At 37.0% G+C, this 22,155-nt stretch carries 21 protein-coding genes; 2 read left to right on the top strand and 19 right to left on the bottom strand.

The genetic code is table 11. The features are described from left to right. Positions 1 to 9: 9 nt before the first annotated feature. The 6 genes from FC748_RS19360 to FC748_RS19335 all read right to left on the bottom strand — a co-directional run bounded on the left by FC748_RS19360 (position 10) and on the right by FC748_RS19335 (position 7,187). Entirely contained in the window at positions 10 to 798 is a 789-nt protein-coding gene (locus FC748_RS19360; RefSeq protein WP_024364330.1) for an MBL fold metallo-hydrolase, read from the bottom strand. 2 nt (positions 799 to 800) lie between these two features. Beyond that, a complete protein-coding gene (locus FC748_RS19355; RefSeq protein ID WP_108031092.1) occupies positions 801 to 1,634 on the bottom strand; it encodes a two-component system regulatory protein YycI in 834 nt (277 codons plus the stop codon). Next, positions 1,621 to 2,937 carry a YycH family regulatory protein gene (locus FC748_RS19350; RefSeq protein WP_108031093.1) on the bottom strand — a complete coding sequence of 439 codons (1,317 nt, stop codon included), beginning with the start codon at positions 2,935 to 2,937 and terminating at the stop codon, positions 1,621 to 1,623. Before FC748_RS19350 ends, FC748_RS19355 begins: the two co-directional genes overlap by 14 nt. After that, positions 2,934 to 4,799, bottom strand: a complete 1,866-nt coding sequence (gene walK / locus FC748_RS19345) for a cell wall metabolism sensor histidine kinase WalK (protein ID WP_024364333.1) — start codon at positions 4,797 to 4,799, stop codon at positions 2,934 to 2,936. The genes FC748_RS19350 and walK overlap by 4 nt, the downstream gene beginning before the upstream one ends. A gap of 5 nt (positions 4,800 to 4,804) precedes the next feature. Next, a complete protein-coding gene (gene yycF / locus FC748_RS19340; RefSeq protein WP_024364334.1) occupies positions 4,805 to 5,518 on the bottom strand; it encodes a cell wall metabolism response regulator VicR in 714 nt (237 codons plus the stop codon). A gap of 202 nt (positions 5,519 to 5,720) precedes the next feature. Next, entirely contained in the window at positions 5,721 to 7,187 is a 1,467-nt protein-coding gene (locus tag FC748_RS19335; protein ID WP_108031094.1) for a M23 family metallopeptidase, read from the bottom strand. 401 nt (positions 7,188 to 7,588) lie between these two features. Between FC748_RS19335 and FC748_RS19330 the strand changes: the two genes are divergently transcribed. Then, complete coding sequence (locus FC748_RS19330; protein ID WP_167397278.1) at positions 7,589 to 8,401, top strand: YitT family protein; 813 nt, start codon at positions 7,589 to 7,591, stop codon at positions 8,399 to 8,401. A gap of 282 nt (positions 8,402 to 8,683) precedes the next feature. Here FC748_RS19330 and FC748_RS19325 read toward each other — a convergent pair whose 3' ends face one another. The 12 genes from FC748_RS19325 to rpsF form a co-directional block, all read right to left on the bottom strand. Next, positions 8,684 to 9,973, bottom strand: coding sequence for an adenylosuccinate synthase (locus tag FC748_RS19325; protein WP_024364654.1), 1,290 nt, complete (start codon positions 9,971 to 9,973; stop codon positions 8,684 to 8,686). 189 nt (positions 9,974 to 10,162) lie between these two features. After that, the gene (gene dnaB, locus FC748_RS19320; RefSeq protein WP_024364653.1) at positions 10,163 to 11,524 is read right to left on the bottom strand and encodes a replicative DNA helicase; all 1,362 of its coding nucleotides are present in this window, start codon (positions 11,522 to 11,524) and stop codon (positions 10,163 to 10,165) included. A gap of 13 nt (positions 11,525 to 11,537) precedes the next feature. Beyond that, positions 11,538 to 11,984 carry a 50S ribosomal protein L9 gene (rplI, locus tag FC748_RS19315; RefSeq protein WP_024364652.1) on the bottom strand — a complete coding sequence of 149 codons (447 nt, stop codon included), beginning with the start codon at positions 11,982 to 11,984 and terminating at the stop codon, positions 11,538 to 11,540. Then, the gene (locus FC748_RS19310) at positions 11,981 to 13,954 is read right to left on the bottom strand and encodes a DHH family phosphoesterase (RefSeq protein WP_108031095.1); all 1,974 of its coding nucleotides are present in this window, start codon (positions 13,952 to 13,954) and stop codon (positions 11,981 to 11,983) included. Before FC748_RS19310 ends, rplI begins: the two co-directional genes overlap by 4 nt. A gap of 14 nt (positions 13,955 to 13,968) precedes the next feature. Continuing rightward, on the bottom strand, positions 13,969 to 14,910 hold the full coding sequence (locus tag FC748_RS19305; RefSeq protein WP_025220902.1) for a YybS family protein: 942 nt from the start codon (positions 14,908 to 14,910) through the stop codon (positions 13,969 to 13,971). Between the two features lie 286 nt (positions 14,911 to 15,196). Next, on the bottom strand, positions 15,197 to 15,862 hold the full coding sequence (locus FC748_RS19300) for an ABC transporter ATP-binding protein (RefSeq protein ID WP_051147788.1): 666 nt from the start codon (positions 15,860 to 15,862) through the stop codon (positions 15,197 to 15,199). Next, the gene (locus FC748_RS19295) at positions 15,855 to 17,141 is read right to left on the bottom strand and encodes a hypothetical protein (RefSeq protein ID WP_108031096.1); all 1,287 of its coding nucleotides are present in this window, start codon (positions 17,139 to 17,141) and stop codon (positions 15,855 to 15,857) included. Before FC748_RS19295 ends, FC748_RS19300 begins: the two co-directional genes overlap by 8 nt. Next, entirely contained in the window at positions 17,138 to 18,070 is a 933-nt protein-coding gene (locus FC748_RS19290; protein ID WP_153062816.1) for a hypothetical protein, read from the bottom strand. Before FC748_RS19290 ends, FC748_RS19295 begins: the two co-directional genes overlap by 4 nt. A gap of 286 nt (positions 18,071 to 18,356) precedes the next feature. Continuing rightward, entirely contained in the window at positions 18,357 to 18,776 is a 420-nt protein-coding gene (locus FC748_RS19285) for a hypothetical protein (protein WP_108031099.1), read from the bottom strand. Positions 18,777 to 19,009: 233 nt separating this feature from the next. Then, positions 19,010 to 19,246: a 30S ribosomal protein S18 gene (gene rpsR / locus FC748_RS19280; protein ID WP_024364646.1), complete on the bottom strand. Its 237-nt coding sequence runs from the start codon at positions 19,244 to 19,246 to the stop codon at positions 19,010 to 19,012. A 47-nt stretch (positions 19,247 to 19,293) separates the two neighbouring features. Beyond that, entirely contained in the window at positions 19,294 to 19,866 is a 573-nt protein-coding gene (ssb, locus tag FC748_RS19275; protein ID WP_024364645.1) for a single-stranded DNA-binding protein, read from the bottom strand. Positions 19,867 to 19,902: 36 nt separating this feature from the next. Next, positions 19,903 to 20,193 (bottom strand): 30S ribosomal protein S6, encoded by a 291-nt coding sequence (rpsF, locus tag FC748_RS19270; RefSeq protein ID WP_024364644.1) that lies wholly within the window; start codon positions 20,191 to 20,193, stop codon positions 19,903 to 19,905. A gap of 173 nt (positions 20,194 to 20,366) precedes the next feature. Between rpsF and FC748_RS19265 the strand changes: the two genes are divergently transcribed. Then, positions 20,367 to 20,930: a DUF3267 domain-containing protein gene (locus FC748_RS19265; RefSeq protein WP_108031100.1), complete on the top strand. Its 564-nt coding sequence runs from the start codon at positions 20,367 to 20,369 to the stop codon at positions 20,928 to 20,930. Positions 20,931 to 20,956: 26 nt separating this feature from the next. Here FC748_RS19265 and FC748_RS19260 read toward each other — a convergent pair whose 3' ends face one another. Beyond that, positions 20,957 to 21,997, bottom strand: a complete 1,041-nt coding sequence (locus tag FC748_RS19260; protein WP_108031101.1) for an acyl-CoA dehydrogenase family protein — start codon at positions 21,995 to 21,997, stop codon at positions 20,957 to 20,959. Between the last annotated feature and the right edge of the window lie 158 nt (positions 21,998 to 22,155).

Raw genomic sequence — 22,155 nt, 5'->3', positions numbered from 1 at the left:
GATTTATTCTTAAACCGTTACTAGCTTTGTTGGCTCCTCTGCATCCGTATCTACTAAATGAACAAACTCACCTGCGATAATCCCGCAAGATTGCAACGTTTGTGTCACACTCATACGCGCAAGCTCTTTCATATTATTATCTTTACTTAAATGGGCTAAATAAATATTCGTTGGCTTTTCAAATACTACCTCGCTCATTGCAATAGCAGCATCTTCGTTCGATACGTGTCCTACATCACTCAAAATACGACGTTTTATAGACCACGGATAGCGACCCATTTGTAGCATATTGACATCATGATTACTTTCAAACACGAAGGAATCTGCGCCACGGATAATGCCCTTCATACGATCACTAACATAGCCTGTATCGGTAATAACCACGAGTTTACGACCATTTTCATGAAATGAATAAAACATCGGATCTGCTGCATCATGTGAAACAGCAAAAGATTCTATAGCTAAAGAGCCAAAATGCTTCACCGTCTCCATTTCAAACTCAAAACGTTGCTCTAGCGGAATATCTCCAACGAGTCCATCCATTGCTTGCCACGTTTTAGCATTTGCATATACCGGTACATTGTATTTCCGAGCCAAGACACCAATTCCTTTAATATGATCACTGTGCTCATGTGTAACTAAAATGCCACTTAGCTGTTTCATATTGCGATCGATTTTTGTGAAGAGCTGCTCCATCTTTTTGCCACTTAAGCCAGCATCGACAATAAATGCATGATTATCGTTCTCTACATAAATCGAATTGCCTGTACTACCACTTGCTAAAACACTAAATCGCATCTTTAAACTCCCCAGTCTTCTTCTTCAACCTCTTGCTTGTCTTCTTGAATTTCAATAATCTTACCTTCCACAGCATCAACAAAATACTCTTCCATTTCACCATCTTCTAATTTCACTCGTACTTCCCATGTTGGCAATAGTACTTGTGTTTGCGTTAAATAGACAAGTGTGGAATAGCCTAGCTGCATCTTGTCAACATGTGAATCTGGCTTTAAAAGCCCTTTTGCGTATAATGCTTGCACCACTTGAATCGGCGGTAGCACACTTTGTTGTTGCTCCACTTCCTCAATATTGTCTAGCATCGTTTGTTCATACATCGTTACTTCATCGTTGGCATTCCATTGTATTTTTAACAACCCACTCTTATTGTAATAGAGCATTCGGTTATTTGTTTTTTGAAAGAAGATGGCTACACGCTCTTCACGATTAATCTTCCATAATCCATAGGAACTGCCTTCTTTAATATTTGCTTGCACAAATTCTGTGAAACTGGCATCATCATTAACATTTCGTAATTTTACTGGATTTACGAGAATGACATGCGCCTCTTTTCCTTCTAATTTTGCATCTAAATTATTTATGCGATGATTAGGATTGGTAAAATCAGCAGCCGTAAAAGTGTGGACTTTACCAGTAATAAAGGTAGCTGTTTCCACATTATTCGGCAGTATACCATACGTAATATTATCCTCTTTCAATCGAGCATCTATCGTTTTCTCACCTGTTACTTCAACACTTTGCGCCTCATTGTAACGATTAACATACAATGAATATAAGAATATATTTAATATTAAAAAGACAACTATAAAAATGGATTTTGTTCTATTCCAATCCATTTTTTACACCCCCAAGCATTTCAGGTGTCAGTAAAACCCATGAACCATTGCGAATAACAAACCAGCTTGGTTCTAATGTAAATAATCTTAAATTTTCATCTTGTGTTAAATAATACCCAACAGCAATTTCATCGATATCTGATAATACAATATTATTAAGTTTATGAATTTTTTCAACGATCTCTGTACCAGATGGCAGTTCTTTAATCTCTTTTTCCGATATGTCTAAAGAGAAGTATGGACGATTGTAGCGGAAAATGCGGGTATCTCCCCATACCGTTTTGATTCGCGTACTTGCTTGATCACTATAGACAGGGAACCCTTGTAAATACAGCTGGTACTCGATTTGATTTTTACTTGGATTGCTTGATACATAGCGGTAATCTGTTGTAAAGCCTCCGTGCTCATTGATAAATTCAAAACTATCTCGGAAGAGTTTCGATGGCTCTATGCGTTCACTACTTTCTGCCGCTGGATATACATAAGTCAATGATTTAAACCTTGTATCCACAGTCATTAGAGAAAAGCCATCGGTATATTTTTCAAATGTCGCACTTTCTACATTACGCTGTACAACGTTTGGCTCTGAAAATAAGACATTTTTAAATAATTCAGGTGAAAGTTCATTCATATAATACGTATATTTTACAGATTCAATTGTATCATTTGGCACGTAAAGCGACGTATAGCCATCTCGTTCCACTTCTTTATACGTACTATGCAGTTTAGATGGTTCAATAATATCTTTTGCAAATTGATTGGCATTTGTAATACTTACATGTGAGCGTAACAGAGTTTTGTTAGAGCTACTAATGAAATACATTTGTACTTCTTTGTTAGCGTAATTTGTCCAATCGATTATAATGCGATTAAACGTTGTCTCTGGTAACTCTTTTTCACCAAAGTTAAAAATTGTACCTAGCTCTGAAAATGGAATTTCCCCAGCAAAAAATACAGTCATACGGTTATTAGCACGTATCATCTCATTAACATTTTCTGGTGAAATATTATTGTTCACTCGAACTAGGTCTAGGATGTTCCAGCCATGAAAGATATTCATAATATCTTTCATGGCGCCGTTTGATACAGTACCTGTTAATTCTTCGTCACTGCTATAAATAGCTTTATACGGCTTAATAACATCTTCTATTTTCTTTTGTGTACCAATTAAAATTTCCTTACCTTCAGTTTGCTCAATTACGTTGTAATCAGGCGTATATGTCCAGATAATAAAGGTTAGTACTACACTTAGCATAACGAGTAGAAATAAAACAATGGATTTTACCGGTTCTATATATTTCATTCCCACTCACCTGCCTCGTCAAAATCGTCTAATTCAAATGGTAATGTGAAGAAAACGGTTGTCCCATATCCTTCTTCACTTTCAGCCCAAATCTTCCCACCATGTGCTTCAATCATTTCTCGCGCAATCGCTAGCCCAAGACCTGTACCACCCATAGAGCGTGCACGGGCGCGATCCACCCGATAAAAACGATCAAAAATACGCCCTACATTTTCTTTTGGAATACCCATGCCATCATCCGAAATCATGACCTTCAGTGTATCTCCTTGGACGGTAAAACCAAAACGTACACTACCCCCATCTGGAGAATATTTTATTGCATTTGAGATCACATTATCAATTACTTGCGTCACCTTATCCGTATCAATTTCAACGTAATAGGATGTCTCTGGAAGTAATCGTTCAAATGTTACATTTTCTGATTTAGACATTTCAAAGCGATCGATAATCCGATTAAAGAATGAATTAAATAACACAATATCTGTGTTCAATTTGTAATTACTACTATCCATTCGTGATAATTGTAGTAAATCATTCACTAAACGAATCATTCGCTCTGTCTCTGTTTGCGTAACATTTAAAAATGTAGGTGCTATATTTTCGTCTTTCCAAGCCCCATCAATTAATGCCTCAAGGTAACTACGCATCGTTGTTAATGGTGTACGAAGTTCGTGTGAGACATTCGATACAAACTCTCTACGCTCCATTTCAATCTTTTCCTGTTCCGTAATATCATGAAGTACAGTAATTAACCCATTAATAAACCCTGTTTCTTTTTGAATTACCGAGAAATTGGCACGTAAAATATACGGTGCCTCTGATGTGCTAAAATCCAAATTGACGGCATCATTCATATGGATTAAATCCTCAAAGCTATATTCTTGGTCGATGCCTAACACCGAAGCGATTGGACGTCCCAATGTGATATCCCTCGAAATATGCAATAACTCTAAGGCTGGATCATTAATAAGAATAATGCGTCCTTTACGGTCTGTTGCAATTACACCATCGGTCATATTACTAAGGACCGAATGAAGTTTCCGTCGTTCAGCCTCTGTCGTCGATTGAGACTCTTGCAATCGATTGGTTAAGTGGTTAAATGTAGTAGCCAGTTGGCCAATCTCGTCAGTTCCATAGACTCGTACTTTACGAGAAAAGTTCCCTTTCGCCATGGCTTGTGCTTGTTTACGCATATCAGCAATCGGTTGCGTAATAGTACGCGCTACTAAAATGCCTAAGAAAATAGTAACCACTAATGATACAGCGGTACCCCCTAGGAAAATACGGTTAATATCACTCATTTGCTCAAAAACAGATTCAATATTTGCTTCAATGTATAGCACCCCGATAATTTCATCATCAGGTCCAGCGCCATCACGAATTGGCGTTGCCAACACCCATACTCGATTTCTCGTTTTATTGTCCAATTTTATCAGATCAAATAGTGTTTCGGCTGATATAGCTCGACGGACAAGGTCTGTATTCGAACGTTGTCCTATTAAATTTTGATTATCTACTTCTGAAGTTGCAAGTATACGCTGTCTACTATCAATTACGCGAATTTCTAAAATATCGCCTGTCGAAACATCCTTCAACCCTGTGGAAAATTCTTTTACAATGGATTTCAAACTTTCCTCAAGTGAAGGCATACTTTCATCGCGTTCTTTTAAAATTTCTTCACGAATGCTATATTGCATCAAATCTACACGCTGAAAAATAGACTCTTGAAAATTACTTTTCAAATTTTCCTCTAGTTGCTTGGCAAAATAGATGCCTATAATTTGTAACGCCAACATAATCAACAAAATATAAATTAGTACAAGCTTGACATGAATTGATTTAAAGAAGCTTACTTTCTGCATTTCCTTTACTCCTGTTCAGGATTTCGTAAATAATACCCTACGCCACGTCTAGTGACAATCCATGCCGGATGACTTGGATTATCCTCGATCTTTTCACGAAGGCGACGAATCGTTACATCGACTGTACGTACGTCACCGAAATAATCGTAACCCCATACAGTTTGTAAAAGATGCTCACGCGTCATCACTTGTCCAATATGTTTTCCTAAATAATGTAGCAATTCAAACTCACGATGTGTTAATTCAATTGCTTCATCGCGCTTCATCACCTGATAAGCGTCAGGTTGAATAACAAGAGAGCCTACTACAATCTCATTGGATGTTTCCTCTTCTTCCTCTGCTGCAGGAGCTACTACTTGAAGGCGACGCATATTCGCTTTCACACGCGCGATTAACTCACGAGTACTAAAGGGCTTCGTTACGTAATCATCCGCACCCATTTCTAACCCTAATACTTTATCAATCTCTGAGCCTTTAGCGGTTAACATAATAATAGGGAAATCGTATTTTTTTCGAATTTCTCTACAAACTTCCATACCATCTCTTTTTGGTAACATTATATCTAACAGCATTAAATCTGGCTGCTCTTCCTCAACCTTTTCTAATGCCTCATCTCCATCATACGCACAAATTACTTTGTAGCCTTCTTTAATTAAATTAAACTGTAAAATATCTGCGATTGGTTTCTCATCGTCAACAACTAAAATTGTTTTACTCATACATTCTCTCCCTTTCGCTATTCATCTATTCTAAACAATGTGTATTTGTAAAGTTACTACTCTTAACTGTAACATGCTTTTTGCTTCCATGCATTATTCACAAACAGTTTCCGTATTTCGACAATTATTTCTTGGGAAATAATTTAGTTTTTTATGCTTACTATACAAAAAAGCAGCCCACTATTTGGACTGCCTTTTACAATTACTGACCTACATATGATAAAGGATTGACCAGCTCACCATTTTTTTCAACTTCAAAGTGTAAATGTGTACCTGTTGAATTTCCTGTAGAGCCCATAATTCCAATAACAGAACCTTTTTCAACAACCTGCCCAACGCTAACCTTTATAGAAGATAAGTGTCCATAAAGCGTTGTATAGCCGTTTTTATGATTAATAACAATGCGATTACCATAGGTACCCGAAACGCCAGCAGCTACTACTACACCATTATCTGAAGCTAGTATATTGTAGTTACTAGGACGAGCAATGTCGATTCCGCGATGGATATCACCCCAACGTTGTCCCATAACACTAGATACATAGCCTCCGACTGTTGGCCAAACAAACTCACCCGTTCCACGAGACGAGATTACTTTTGTCCCTACTACTTCAATATGATCCACTGGTTGTTGTAACACTTTTTCTTCTAAAGCTACTTTAGAGGTACGTGTGCCATTTTCAGTCGTGATTAAGTAAGAGGTTTCCTTTTTCCCGTTAACGCCTTGTTGTTTTATAACGGACTCCCCTTTGTACATTGTAGGGTCTTCTTTCATTATTTTTTTAAATGGAATTGTATCTGTAACGGTCTTTTCTTGTTTTACTTCAATAGTTACAAATGGTTTTGCAACCGTAACATTTAGTGCTTGTCCTATTTGTAACACGGTATCTACTGTCAGACCAGGATTTAATTCAATTAATTCAGCAGTTGTTAAATTATGTTTTTTAGCGACTGCTCCTAATACATCCCCTGATTGAATTTTATATTCTTTTTGCTCAAGGGATCCTGTCATTAAGTATTTCACTGCCTCTTCAGGCGATACAATGGCATTAGGATTTACTTTTTGTGTTACACCTGAAACACCTTGTTTAAACGCAATATTTAACAGGCGTGATTCACCAGACTGTAAAGCTGGTAATTCATTTATAGATTGTTGGTTAGCAAGTAAATCATCTAACGCTGGTTGAGAAACATATTGTAGCTTTAATAAGCGAATTGTTTCTTCATAGGCTTTCGCATCTTTTAAAAAGGTGATTGGCTTATTATCTACTAGTAATGCAAAGGCAGGTGATTGTGCAACTAATGATTGCTCTAATTTTGCCAATGTTTCTGCATCCTTTGTTTCATTACTAAACACTTGCTCTGGTATTATTTTCACAACCGAGTTAGCATCGATTAATAAGTCTTTATACCGATTACTTGCTTGCTGTTCTTTCGATGCAATTATTTCTTGAACAGCTTTGTCATCAGATACAGCACCCATATATTCATTTTCTACATATACATGATATATTTTATTTAGTGTTTCTTTATGATTATTTTCTTTTGTAAAGCCTGCGCTTATTGTGAAACTAGCCATTAGTACCGCAATAATTGACACTTTTTTAAAAGAAGAAAAATTGTAGGTGAATCGATTGCTTTCTTCTTTTTTATTACAAGACGAACTCATCAATAAAGCCCCTTCCAACTTTAGCCTAACATAGGTTTAATTACCCACAAAGATTTTGCACCACTATAATGTACCATAAAGAAAATGTCGTTTGAATATTTTATCCCTTTTGTAATGAAAATGTATTATTTCTCTACGAATTGTTACATAAATCTTATATTTGATAATCTCATTCTCACTCCTTTTATTTTTAAATTAGGAAGTATTATCCTTATTATTTTGTTTTAAATGAGTATTTAAACATATTTCTTTTTACTTTTTCAATATTTCGATAAAATAGAGTAAGAGACGTATACTAGTTGATTGGAGCGATTGATTTGAGTGATTCACAGACCACTAAGATAGCTAAAGCAAGACAGCAAAAAAAGAATACAATTCGGAAAATAACCGCCCGAATTGTTATGGTTGCCATAGGTGCTATCATTATGGCATTAGGACTAGAGCTATTTTTAGTACCCAACCACATTATGGACGGAGGAATCGTTGGTGTTTCCATTATTACCTCGCATTTATTAAGCTTACCCCTAGGTATTTTCATCTTCGTTTTAAACTTACCTTTTATCTTTTTAGGCTATAAACAGATTGGTAAAACATTTGCACTTTCTACAGGGCTTGGCATCACAGTGCTCTCCGTAACCACAATCTTCTTACATAATCTTGAACCATTTACAACAGACACTTTACTAGCGACAGTTTTTGGTGGCATGATTTTAGGTATTGGTGTCGGTATCGTTATACGTTACGGTGGTTCTTTAGATGGAACTGAAATTTTAGCCATTTTATTTAATAGAAAATCTCCATTCTCAGTCGGAGAGATTATTATGTTCTTCAATGTACTGATTTTTACCATTGCAGGTTTTGTTTTCACATGGGAGCAAGCTATGTACTCTATCATTGCCTATTATATAGCCTATAAAATGATTGATATTGTTATACAAGGGATGGAAGAGTCAAAATCTGTTTATATTATCAGTGATGAAATTGAAGAAATTGGTCAAACTATTATGGATCGACTTGGTCGTGGGGTTACTTTTCTTCACGGGGAGGGGGCCTACACAGGCAACGACAAAAAAGTTATTTTTACCGTTATTACACGCTTGGAAGAATCAAAATTGAAAACAATTGTTGCGGAAATAGACGACCATGCATTCCTTGCAATAGGGAATATTGCAGAAGTTAAAGGTGGCCGCTTCAAGAAGAAGGATATTCACTAAAAAGCACAGCTTGGACAAAAGAGAAAAAGTGTTAGATTGACTCAAATCAATCTAACACTTTTTACTATGTCCGTTGTTGTCCGCTACGGCGGACGCTTTCCGCGGGCACACCGTAAGCCGCAACCCTCGCTGTCGCGCGGCTTGTTGCGTCTTACGTGCTGTGCGTTCCCGCAGGAGTCGTCCGCCTTCGCTACCAACAACTATAAGGTTCCATTCATTTTAAACAGTGGAGATTTACGAATACCGTTTTCCCTCTTTTTAAAATTGATCCTCGCCTCTTGATTATGCTTCCCAAATGTCTACTAATACATTTGTTTGTTCACGACCAGGGCCGACAGAGAAGGTAGCAATTTGAATGCCCGTTAATTCACTTACACGTTCTACATAGCGTCGTGCATTCTCTGGTAACTCTTCTAATGTGCGGCAGCCTGTAACATCTTCTGACCAGCCTGGAAGCTCCTCATAAATAGGTTCACATTGTTCAATAATATGAAGATTTGCTGGGTACTCTGTAATTGTTTCATCTTTATATTTATAAGCTGTACAGATTTTTACAGTGTCTAAACCTGATAAAACATCAATTGAATTTAACGCTAAATGCGTAATACCACTTACACGGCGTGAATGGCGAACGACAACTGTATCAAACCAGCCTACACGACGAGGGCGTCCAGTCGTTGTACCATATTCGCGACCTACTTCACGAATTTGCTGACCAACTTCGTCAAATAATTCAGTTGGGAATGGGCCATCTCCTACACGTGATGTATAGGCTTTACATACTCCAATAACACTTGAAACTTTTGATGGGCCAATACCTGCACCAATCGCTACACCACCAGCAACAGGGTTTGAAGAAGTAACAAATGGATAAGTCCCTTGATCGACATCAAGTAAAATACCTTGTGCCCCTTCAAATAATACTCTGCCACCTTCATCTAATACATCATTTAAAATTTTTGAAGTATCTGTAACATATTTTGCGATTTCTTGTCCATAACCGTAATATTCTTCGAAGATTTCTTCGAATGTTACACCTTCCACTTCATAAAATTTCTCGAACAACTTATTTTTAATTGCTAAATTATGACGTAGTTTTTCTTCAAATACTTCTTTATCTAATAAATCAGCCATACGGATACCGATACGTGCTACTTTATCTTGATAGCAAGGTCCGATACCTTTACAAGTTGTACCGATTTTGTTATCGCCACGGCTTTCTTCATCTGCGATATCTTGTTTAATATGATATGGTAAAATGACATGGGCACGATTTGAAATTCGAAGATTTTCTGTATTGATGCCTCGTTCCTGCAGTCCTTTTAACTCTGTTACAAGTGATTTTGGGTTAACAACCATCCCATTTCCCATTACAGACGTTTTCTCTTTGTAGAAAATACCTGATGGGATTAAATGTAACTTATATGTTTCACCATTAATTTTAATGGTATGTCCAGCGTTATCGCCACCTGCAAAGCGGGCAATAGCATCTGCCTTTTGTGAAAGGAAATCTGTAATTTTACCTTTACCTTCGTCTCCCCACTGTGTTCCTACAACTACAACTGATGTCATAATCAGCACCTCCGTTAGATACGTATTGTATCTCATTAATCAAGCCGTAAATTATTGTAACAATGTTAGAAACAACTCGTCAATAAAAAAATAGTTAAAAACACGAACATAAAATCAATTACTATGATTTAACGTTCGTGTTTAATGACGGAATGGTATGAATATTATCTCATTTATAGATAAATATTACTAATCACGTGGTGGCGGTGGTGGCATTTGTGACCAATCCACGTTTATAAATTTATTGAATTCCTTTTTAAAAGCAAGTGTAACTGTTCCTGTAGGACCGTTACGCTGTTTAGCAATAATAATTTCAATCATATTTTTACTCTCGGACTCTTTATCGTAATAGTCATCACGATATAAGAAGGCAACAATATCCGCATCCTGCTCAATACTTCCTGATTCACGTAAGTCACTCATCATTGGTCGCTTATCCTGACGTTGCTCCACACCACGCGAAAGCTGTGATAGTGCAATTACTGGTACCTTTAACTCACGCGCTAATCCTTTTAATGAACGTGAGATTTCTGATACTTCTTGTTGACGGTTCTCTCCAGGCTTCCCACTACCCTGAATAAGCTGTAAGTAATCGATTAGAATCATTCCAAGTCCATGCTCTTGTGCTAAACGTCTACACTTTGCTCGAATTTCATTGATACGGACACCTGGCGTGTCATCAATAAAAATACCTGAATTCGATAAACTTCCCATTGCCATCGTTAGTTTACCCCAATCTTCGGTAGTTAAAGCACCTGTACGTAAAACTTGTGCATCAATATTTCCTTCGGCACATAGCATACGCATGACAAGCTGCTCAGCACCCATCTCTAATGAGAAGATGGCAACATTTTCACGTGCTTGTACAGCTACACTTTGTGCAACATTTAACGCAAAAGCCGTTTTCCCTACAGAAGGTCGTGCCGCAACAATAATCAAGTCATTGCGTTGGAAGCCTGCTGTAATATGGTCTAAATCACGGAAACCTGTTGGAATACCTGTTACATCGCCCTTACGTGATTGAAGCTGCTCGATATTATCGAATGTCTCCACTAAAACATCTTTTACATGTTTAAAGTCGCCAGCATTTTTGCGGTTGGCGACCTCCATCATTTTCTTCTCTGCTTCGCCGAGTAATGCCTCTACCTCGTCCTCACGTGTGTAGCCATCTTCAACTATTTTTGTAGCTACACGGATTAAACGACGTAATAACGCTTTTTCCTCAACGATTTTGGCATAGTGAGCAACGTTTGCTGCCGTAGGGACAGCATTGGCGAGCTCTAGTAAATACGATAGCCCGCCAACATCCTCAATCTCTTTTTTTGCTGATAATTCCTCAGTAACTGTTACAACATCTATCGCTTTTCCTTGATCACTTAAACGCAACATGGTCTCAAAAATCTTTTTATGCGCGTTTTGGTAAAAATCATCAGCTAACAGAATTTCCGATGCTGTGATTAGTGCCTGTGGTTCTAGAAAAATTGCACCGATAACCGATTGCTCCGCTTCCCGGTTATGCGGTGGAACGCGGTCTATCATCGGTTCGTTCATGGATAGTCGCCCCTTATTCTTCCGTTACTTGTACTTTTAATGTCGCTGATACTTCGTGATGTAGTTTTACAGGTACATTTGTAAAGCCTAGTGCACGGATGCCATCAGGTAAAGTCATTTTGCGTTTATCAATTTTAATGCCATGTACTTTTTGCAGTGCTTCTGCAATTTGTTTTGTCGAAACTGAACCGAATAAGCGTCCACCATCTCCTGATTTTGCTTTTAACTCCACTGTTAGTGCTTCTAGCTTTTCTTTTAAAGCTTGTGCTTCAGCTAATTCTGCTGCTGCGTTTTTTTCTTCTAGTTTCTTTTGACCTTGTAATTGGCTCATTGCTTGTGCATTTGCTTCTGCAGCATAACCGTTTTTAATTAGGAAGTTTTGTGCATAGCCATCTGCTACATTTTTTACTTCCCCTTTTTTTCCTTTACCTTTAACATCTTTTAAAAATACTACTTTCATAATTCAGAACTCCCTTCGAGTACCTCATATATGGCCTCTTCTAAATATTTTTTTACTTCACTAATGGAAAGTGCTTCTATTTGGCAAGCCGCATTTGTTAAATGTCCGCCACCGCCGAGCCTTTCCATGATAAGCTGTACATTTACTTCTCCTAATGATCTTGCACTAATACCAATTTTACCATCAGCACGATGCGCAATGACAAAAGATGCGTTTACATCTTTCATCGTTAGTAAAATATCAGCCGTTTGCGCGATTAAAACGGAATCGTAAATTTTTGAATCTTCACCTACGGCTAGTGCGATGCCAGGCTTCACGAATTTCACAGTTTGCACAATTTTCGAACGTTCAATATACGTATGGATGTCTTCTTTTAGAAGTCTTTGTACTAAAACTGTATCGGCTCCATTTGTTCGTAAATAAGAAGCTGCCTCAAACGTGCGGGCACCTGTACGAAGTGTAAAACTCTTTGTATCTACAATAATCCCTGCTAATAGCGCTGTCGCTTCTAGCATATTAATTTTTGCCCGCTTTGGCTGATACTCTAATAACTCAGTAACAAGCTCTGCTGTAGACGAAGCATAAGGCTCCATATACACAAGCGTTGGATTTTCAATAAAGTCTTCACTACGACGATGATGGTCGATTACGACTACCTTTTCCGCAAGCTTTAATAAGTATGGATCAATGACTAAATTCGGCTTATGTGTATCTACAATAATAAGTAAGGATTTTTCAGTCATTTTTGTAGCCACTTCTTCTGGCGTTAAGAAGTGCTCGTAGAAATCGGATTTACTTTCAATTTCATTCATTAAACGTGTGACACTACCGTTCAGTTCATCAAAATTAATGACGACATAGCCTTTTACATCATTCATTTGAGCCATTTTGCGAACCCCAACAGATGCACCAATAGAGTCCATATCAGGATTTTTATGTCCCATAACAAACACTTGGTCACTGTCTTGTATTAAATCACGTAGGGCATGTGAGATAACCCGCGCCCTAACACGTGTACGTTTTTCAACAGGGTTGGTTTTCCCTCCATAGAACTTGAGCTTTCCTGTAGGTTGTTTGATGGCTACCTGATCCCCACCACGACCTAAAACAAGATCCAAACTCGATTGGGCTAATTCACCAAGTTCGACTAGTGAAGAAGAGCCAGCACCAACACCAATACTTAGTGTTAGTGAAAGGTTTTTTTGTGCTGTCTTTTCACGAATTGTATCTAAAATAGCAAATTTTTTCTTTTCTAGTTCTGTTAAAATCGATTCATTTAAAACTGCTAAAAAACGATCCGATGAAATTCGTTTGACAAATATTCCGTGCTCCGCTGCCCAGTCATTGACAATAGACGTTACCATCGTATTAGTTAAGCTACGCGGCTGGTCATCCATTGCTTGTGTAATTTCATCATAGTTATCGACAAATAATATAGCAATAACTGTACGATCTGCAAAGTATTGTTTTTCAATTGCAATTTGCTCTGTAATATCGAAGAAATATAGTAGACGCTCCTCTTCCTTGTAAAAGACACGATATTTACGATCACGAAGCGTAATCGTTGCTTCTTTTGTTTCCTCGGTCTTCATCAGTACGTAGATGTCGTCGGATATATTGACAATTCCTTCACCCACTAATGCCTCATTGTTTAATACATTTTGCATATATGGGTTTGACCACTCAATTTCGTATTCCTCATTGACGAGCAATATCCCAATCGGCATTTCAAGTAATGCCTCTTCCCCAACCTTTTTCATACGGAAGGAAATGGATTCTATATGCTTTTCGGTCTCTTCAAAAGTAGCTTTTTCAATTTTCCATGTGTAGGCCATTAACAACGCAAAGCCTACTCCATAGCCAATACCAATCGCGATATTCCAAATACAAAGAAGCACGAACGTCACAATGCCAAAAATGGAAAGAACAAAAAGCGGATAGCGGATTGGTCGTTTTCTAAAAGTCCCCATTACTCATCAGCCCCTTATTCCTTAGTCTTCCCTTTCACAAGTGAACGCACGTCGAAACCTAAATCTATAATACCGAGTAAGATAATGAATGATGATAGTGGAATAGCTAAAATGGTAGCTATCCATTTGACAACACTCGGCATTCCTTTCGTCGCAATGAAATAATGAATAAATGATATTCCTTGAAGAATTAATAAAAGCCACAAAATATAAGACACATTTAATACAATAATATCTAGCATAGAGCCCGCTTCTGGACGTATAAATAGATTAATACACAAAATAATCATGTAGTACCATAAAATAGAGCGTGGAAGTCGCATATTTTCATATGCTGGAAATTTTGGTACTGCTAAACCTAATCGTTTTAAAATAGGTAAATTCAATGTAATGATAATAAATGCTATTAAAAATGCAAAGATTGTTACTGTCGAAGGTATTGTTAGCTCAATTGTGTTAAGCATAGCCTCCATTTGTTCAGGTTGAATAGCGATTTGACCTGTCATACTTTTAGCAAGCTCGTTGGATTGCTCATAACTATCTCGGGCAATGTCCAAGCTCATTTCAATCACGTTAATTCCCGCTAATTGCACATAGGCTAAATAGACAAGTGCTGACGATAAAAGTACCGCGATACCAGATGACATAAATAAATAAAGTTTGCTCTTCTTTAATTGAATTGCATTACCTATGATTACCCCAAGTAACGCCATAATAAAGGCGAATGGTAGCATAAACAGTCCACTCGTTAGCACAGTTAATATACAACCTACAACTGCGACGAGTATTGATGAGGAACGCTTGTAATTTGCGCTATACCAAGCAATTGGTAATGGAGTAAATAGTAAGGCTACTAAAGAAATAATTGGTACATATGCTGAAGCAATCATTAAGATTGTAAACATTGCAACCATCATCGAGCCTTGTACAAGCGCCTTTGTTTGATTATTCGGCATTGAAAACCTTCCTTTTTATCAGTCAAACTTACTAAACTTTATTGTACCATTTTTTCACCTTATTGAACAAAAAACGCTAAGAACGTCTAAAGGCTTTTTGATGAAATAATGACAAAAGTGAAGTTTCCTTATCAAAATAGGATAATGGTATGGAATTTTACTATTTTGGGGCAAAAAAATCACCCCAGATAAAGGCGAAAATAAAAAATGAGTCCGGTACAATACCGAACTCAAAATACCAAAATTCACCGAATAATAGCTACATATCACCCACGGTTTGAGCGTTTTAAAAAATCCCCGCCGAACTCATCCTATATTCTTTATCAGCATATTGAGAACTTAAATGACTATGAGTAGCCATAACGATAGTCGTTCCACTTTCAGACAGCCTTTTAAAAAGGTGAAACACTAAAATTGTCGTATCGTCATCCAATGACCCAGTCGGCTCATCAGCAATCAACAATATAGGCTTTTTAATCAGTGCTCTGATGACTCCTACTCGTTGTCTTTCTCCACCAGATAACTTGTCAATTTTCTTATCAAGTAAATGATTAATTTTTAAACAGGCACTTAGTTCATCGAGATATGCCGTGATTTGCTTTTGATTATAGTTGCCTAATAATAAAGGTACTACGATATTTTCCCGAACTGTAAGGTTGCGAATCATTGGATTGTATTGTGATATGTATCCGATTCGACTGCCTCTTATTTCCGAAAGCTCATTAAGATTTTGGGCATGCATTTCTATACGATCCAAAATATATTTACCACTATCCGCTTTTTCAAGTCCAGCCAATATATTTAAAAGTGTGCTTTTTCCAACGCCACTAGGTCCTTTTATAGAAATGAATTGATTGTTAACAATTTCTAAATTAATGTGATGTAATATTATTTTTTCATTATACGCTTTTACGATGTTATCTAAAGAAATAAAGCTTATGATTTTAATCACCCTTTAACTTTTCAATGATATTCGTCGTTGCTAATAATTGATTCACTAATATATAAACTACGACATAGAATAACAACCAAACCAAGAACCCAGCAATTAATAAAATAGATAGTAGCGTAATGTCTTGCATAAATAGAACGGTGCACAACAATGCCAGTCCTATACTCATACCATTGAGGGTTGAAAATTGGAATTGTATAGTTTTTTTAATTTTATTATTTGTAACCCCACTCATAATGAACACTAAATACGTATCGAATTGTCTTTTTATGAAACTCTTAACGAACAAATAGAAAGCACACAATATGAAAATAAATACAACACCCGATATTGTAAAAATAAGTGTTTGATTGGCATCAACCATTTTGTATAAAAGATTCACTGATAGCGAATTCGCACCAATAATTTGATAATTAGTGAAATTCGTAACTTTTCCTATGTCTGCAACTTCCTTTCTTAACTCAAGCGCGTTTAAGTTGGTCATTAAATAACCACCCATGTTACTTAATAGAAGTGCGCGAAAGAATATTTCATCTACCTCTGTTTTTTGTAACAACATAGAAGGTTGTTCAGAAAGCGACATGGAAGGCAGTAGAATGTAGCGATTGAGCACTTGCTGCGGTTCAAGATTAGTGAAAATAAATGAATTTTCCTTTGCAAAACCGACTACTCGCCCGACAAATTTTTCATAGTAATAATGAAGCTCTAATTGGTCATTTAACTTATAGTATTGACGATAGTCAGAGCCAAGAATGACCGGTATTTCATTTTTTCCTGCTACGTAGACATAAGCAGAATCATCAAAAGGCTGTCCTTCCACCAGTTCAACGACATTATAATCAAAAACGGATTTAGTAATTTGAATCGATTTAGTGGATTGATAAAACTGCCCATCGTACTCGTATACATCATTATTGGAACCAAATTCATAGTTGGCGGAGAACTTCTTATCAGGGGGATATTGTTTTAGGCCTATTGGTTGCGATACGGCATTATAAAAGATCAATTTACTATTTTCAAATACCCGGTTATTAAAATCATTGAGTATATCATAGTTTTTTACATCTTTAAAAAATTCAATTTCTCTTTTACCGATTAAATCATCCGTAATCTGATAGATATTGTAGTGATGAAATTTACTTGCTGAACGTATTTCTATTTTTGAAATATTTATATTTACTAACAGTACAAATAAAACGACAGAAAATAGAAATGAAAGTAACCCTATAAACAACGTAAACCATTTATTATTTTTCAGTAGAAGTCTAGCTGTATTCAAAACGATCTTACTCCTTTTTTAATCAAGGACTTTGTCATGAGCAGACAGGCTAAAAAATACACTATAAATGTTACTAATATATAGAAAACAGATACGTAGTACCACTGATTCCCCCAAATCGAATAGAAATGGTTAAACGCTATTAATGATAAAAATGCCAATAACATGATCATGATGAGCGCAATGAATTCTAATTTAAACACTTTAAGAAATATAAGTTGCCATTTCCCTCCTGCAAAATACAATATTTGAACAATAGATTTTTTACTTTGAATGGCATAAACGACTGAAACAGCTTGTGCAATAATGACAAATAGTAAAGAAATGATTAAGAATCCTTTCAATAAAATATTGGAAGTTAATATGGCAGTTCCTCTATCCTCGTTTTCAAGTAGCTGATAACTCGTATTAGGAAATATTTTTTCAATTAATAGATGTGGATTGCCACTTTCCACATTGAGAATAAACTTCGTTCCATTTTTCAAGTTGATTTGTTGAGACATGACTATATACCATGCCTCTCTATTTAAGTAAGAGGATGGTGTGTCAAATTGTCCAATAACGAGGCTTTTCATATTTCTTGACAGTACCTCTTCAGGAAAAACATTGCCTGTAATTATATAGTCTGTTGAGCGTGGTTGTTTTTGATAGTTTATAGGTGGCAACTTTACGGATGGATGAATATAAATATATTTTAATTGTGGATTGTCTAGTTTATATTGCATTAACAAATATGGTTCTTCTAAGTCAATGTCTAGAGAAGGCTCTTCGGTTTTAATAATGAATTCAACAGCATTTTTACTGATATAGCCATTGTTAATCATATTGGTATAACTAACAGAGTCCAGTATATAAAGCAAGGAAGTGGCGCTAGTAAACAATAGCAACGTTAGTAACAAAAACCTACTAGATACTAAACAGTTTTTCACTTTGTTTTACCTTCATTGTAAGAAAGAGGATGGGACAAAAGAGATCTAACACTTTTTTGCTGCGCCGTTGTTGTCAACTTCGGCGGTGCTTTCCGCTCAGCACAGTAAGCCGCAACCCTCGCTAACGCGCAGGTTTGATGCATCTTACGCTGTGTGCGTTCTGAGCAGGAGTCACCGCCTCCGCTACCAACAACTAGATAGCTAAGTTCTCCATATAGCAAATTTATGAACACCTTTCCTCTGTTCCCCAAATTTTTTTAGTTATGTCCCTGCCTCTTCATGTATATTATTTTCCGTAGTAGGTTTTTGCAACCCAGTCTAAATCTCCAGGGTGCCAACCGCTAATTGCTTGTGTTGTACCAAGCCCCCATACACGGCCACTATCTGCTGCTACACTACCCGTAATAGCCGATTCGTAACGAGCTCTAGAATAATGGTATACACCCGGCCAAGTCGTGTTTGCAATAACACGTTCATACACTGCTGAACCTCTTCTAGTATAATCTTTTGTTGCCCTATGTACAGGGTTAGTAGTAGCCAATGAAGAAATACTGCTATCTTGTCGTAAAGTAAAATAGCCCGTATCTTCACTCCACCCGCCATAAATCGTTGGGTCATCTAGTGTTACTGCCTTTGCTGAAGATAAAATTGTGCCGCTTAAACTTAATGTAAGTGCACCTACCAACATCCATTTTGTAGTTTTCAAATTTAACACCCCTTGAATTACAAAATAAATTTTAAAATTTTCAATATTATAATAATTTAAAATATAATTATCTGTCAATATTCTAAATTTAATAAAAATTGATAGTTTTAATAGTGATGTTTATTTAGACATCTATGTAAATCTGCCTCCGTTTTTAGGGGTTTGTTCTGTATCGATTTTCAAGGAAATAAAAAAGCACAACAAGGCATTAAACCTTGTTGTGCTCAATCATCTTATTTATCTTCAGATACGAATGGAAGTAATCCCATAATACGAGAAACTTTGATAGCTGAAGTTAATTTACGTTGGTACTTAGCGCTAGTGCCAGTTACGCGACGTGGTAAAATTTTACCGCGTTCAGAGATGAATTTTTTTAATAAATCCACATCTTTATAGTCGATATGCGTAATGTTATTAGATGTAAAATAGCAAACTTTACGGCGTTTGCGGCCTCCGCGACGTGGTGCCATAGTGATGTCTCCTCCTTATAAGTTTATAGTTTTTGTAGCTCGAAGAATTAGAATGGAAGATCGTCTTCTGATACTTCAATCGGTCCCTTGCTATTCGCAAACGGATCTTCGTCTACTCGTGTATAGTTCGGCTGATTCATTGGTGGTTGATTTTGCTGATAAGAAGCACCGCCGCCAAATGAACCTTGCTGAGGCATCGCGCCACCATACTGTTGTTGTGGTTGTCCACCGCCATATGACGGCTGGCTATTAGCGTAAGATTGTCCGCCGTATTGGTTCGATGCAGGAGCACCTCCACCACTACGAGGCTCTAAAAACTGTACGCTATCTGCCACAACATCAGTTGTATATACACGCTTACCATCTTGTCCTTCATAGCTACCTGTTTGGATACGACCTTCTACTCCAATCAAACTTCCTTTTTTCATGAAGTTCGCTAAGTTTTCAGCCTGTTTACGCCAAGCAACGCAGCTAATGAAATCTGCTTCTTTTTCACCTTGTTGGTTTGAGAATGTACGATTCACAGCTACTGTAAATCGAGTAGACGCAATACCATTCGGTGTGTAGCGCAGCTCAGGGTCTTTTGTTAGTCTTCCAACTAATACGACACGATTTATCATCAGAATGCAACCTCCTTTTCAGCATTTTGTTTAAAATTATTTTGCTTCTTCGCGAACTGCAATGTGACGAATGATATCTTCGCTGATGTTAGCAAGACGTGTGTATTCGTTGATTGCTTCTGAAGGAGCGTTTACTTTCACGATTTGGTAGTAACCTTCGCGGAAGTCTTGGATCTCGTAAGCTAAGCGGCGTTTGCCCCACTCTTTTGCTTCGATGACTTCAGCACCGTTAGAAGTTAAGATTTCGTTGAAACGTTCAACTAAAGCTTTCTTCGCTTCGTCTTCAATGTTTGGACGTACGATGTACATTAATTCGTATTTTCTCATCTGTTTACACCTCCTTATGGACTCAGGCTCTCCTGTTTGCAGGGAGCAAGGAGTAAGTAATAAATATTACTCACATCAATGAATTGTAACACATTGGCATCTGTCTTTCAAGTCGCAATCAAATAATTCATTCGATATAATGAAGATTACTAATTTCATGAAGGAGGACTTCTATGTTACCCGATCAAAAACCCGAAGTAATTGAATTAGATATTAAGAAACTAATGATGGATAGTGTTGTTATTACTAGTGGCCTCGCTATTTTATTTATTGCCATACAATTCATATGTATGAAGGAGTTTCAAATTTCGGTTTGGCAAATGCTAAGTGGATTTATCCTTTTTGTCGTACTTTATATCGTGCTTATCATATTGCATGAAGCCTTTCATTTAATTGGCTTTATGCTCTTTGGTGGCGTGCCTTTTAAATCGCTAAAATACGGTATTAACTTAGAGCTTGGGGTAGCCTATGCAACGACCGACAAACCTCTCCCTAATTATGCAATGAAAAAGGCGTTGTTATTGCCATTTTGGACAACTGGTATTGTTCCAACCATTGCTGGCTTTTACTTTAACAATACCATCTTACTACTTGCAGGTGCCTTTTTAATTGGCGGAGCAGTCGGAGATTTCGCCATGTATAAGGAATTACGCAAATATCCTAAACATGCTCTTGTAGAGGACGATCCTCAGTTACCAAAGCTGTATGTTTATCCTCCACAGAAAACGGATAAGTAATGGCTATCTTCTAGGAGCATAAGTTATTATGGTGTTAAAAATCCATGTTGTGCAGCTGTACATAAATTTCGCCAAATGCGGTTAATCGTTGCTGTTTCAATAATAGCGTCCATTCCGAGACTGCGAATAATACTATTAGCAATGTCCACACAGTCAGCTGCACTTTCTTTGCTCATTTCCGTAAACTGTTGGTATTCTTGCTCTGTCAGTTCAATTCCCTGTTTATGTTTTTGCCAATAGATTGTCAACATAGCGTAAAAATGTTCTTCAATCTGTCTAAAACGCTTTAGTTGTTGCATATAAAGAAACTGCAATGCGCCAATACGTTCTGTGCGATGGGATTCTTTATTTTTTCGTTCAATGACAGTTGCAGCCTCCTCTAAGAAATTCTCCGTAATGCCCAGACAAACACTTAAAAAAGAAGCCTCTGCAAAAGTGCCAAACGGAAAACGATAGACTGCATTATCATAATTATTTTTACAAATACCTAATTGGAATGTTTGATCTAATGGTATCCATATATCTTGTACTCGGATTGTATGACTTGCTGTTGCTTTTAGACCCATTGCTTGCCAATCATTGATAATTTCTACTTGCTCCCGGCTCACCGCGCAACTAATGATTTTATCTGTCAGCATACCATCTTCTTTAATAAAGCAATTCATGGTAAATGTTGTTGCATAGTCAGCACCACTACAATACTTCCACTGCCCTGTTACCGAATAACCGCTGTCCATTTTTACGGCTGTACCTGTAGGGTAGCCGCTCCCTGCTATTACTGCATCGCTTGGTGAAAAAATCTCTTCAGCTATTTCTTGCTTAAACGTTGGCACAAACATATTTCCGCCTGTTCCTATTGTCACAAGCCAGCCAAAGTTTCCATCGATAGCAGACATGCGCTGAAATACTTTTATTCCTTCGAGTAAGTCTAAATCTTTACCACCTAACTCTTTTGCAATAAATAATTTAAACAATCGTTGCTCATAAATAATTTCTAATATATCTTGTGGTAACTTTCCTGACTGTTCGATTTCTAAAGCCCGCTTTTTTATTTCTACTATGTTCATAATATCCCCCTTTAGAAATTGAAAATTCTGATATCTATATAACCAAAAATAGGCTATCCCAAACATGAAAAGATTCGCTAGGAGATAGCCTATTATGTTTTTATGAATATAAACTAAGTTCTGTTCGTATTTCATGAGAATTGCTTACATTCATAATG

This window comes from Lysinibacillus sphaericus (genome assembly GCF_005217585.1).
GTDB classification, from domain to species: Bacteria; Bacillota; Bacilli; order Bacillales_A; family Planococcaceae; genus Lysinibacillus; species Lysinibacillus sphaericus.
Note: the sequence above shows the minus strand (reverse complement) of the source record. Positions and strands in the feature narration are given on the sequence as shown.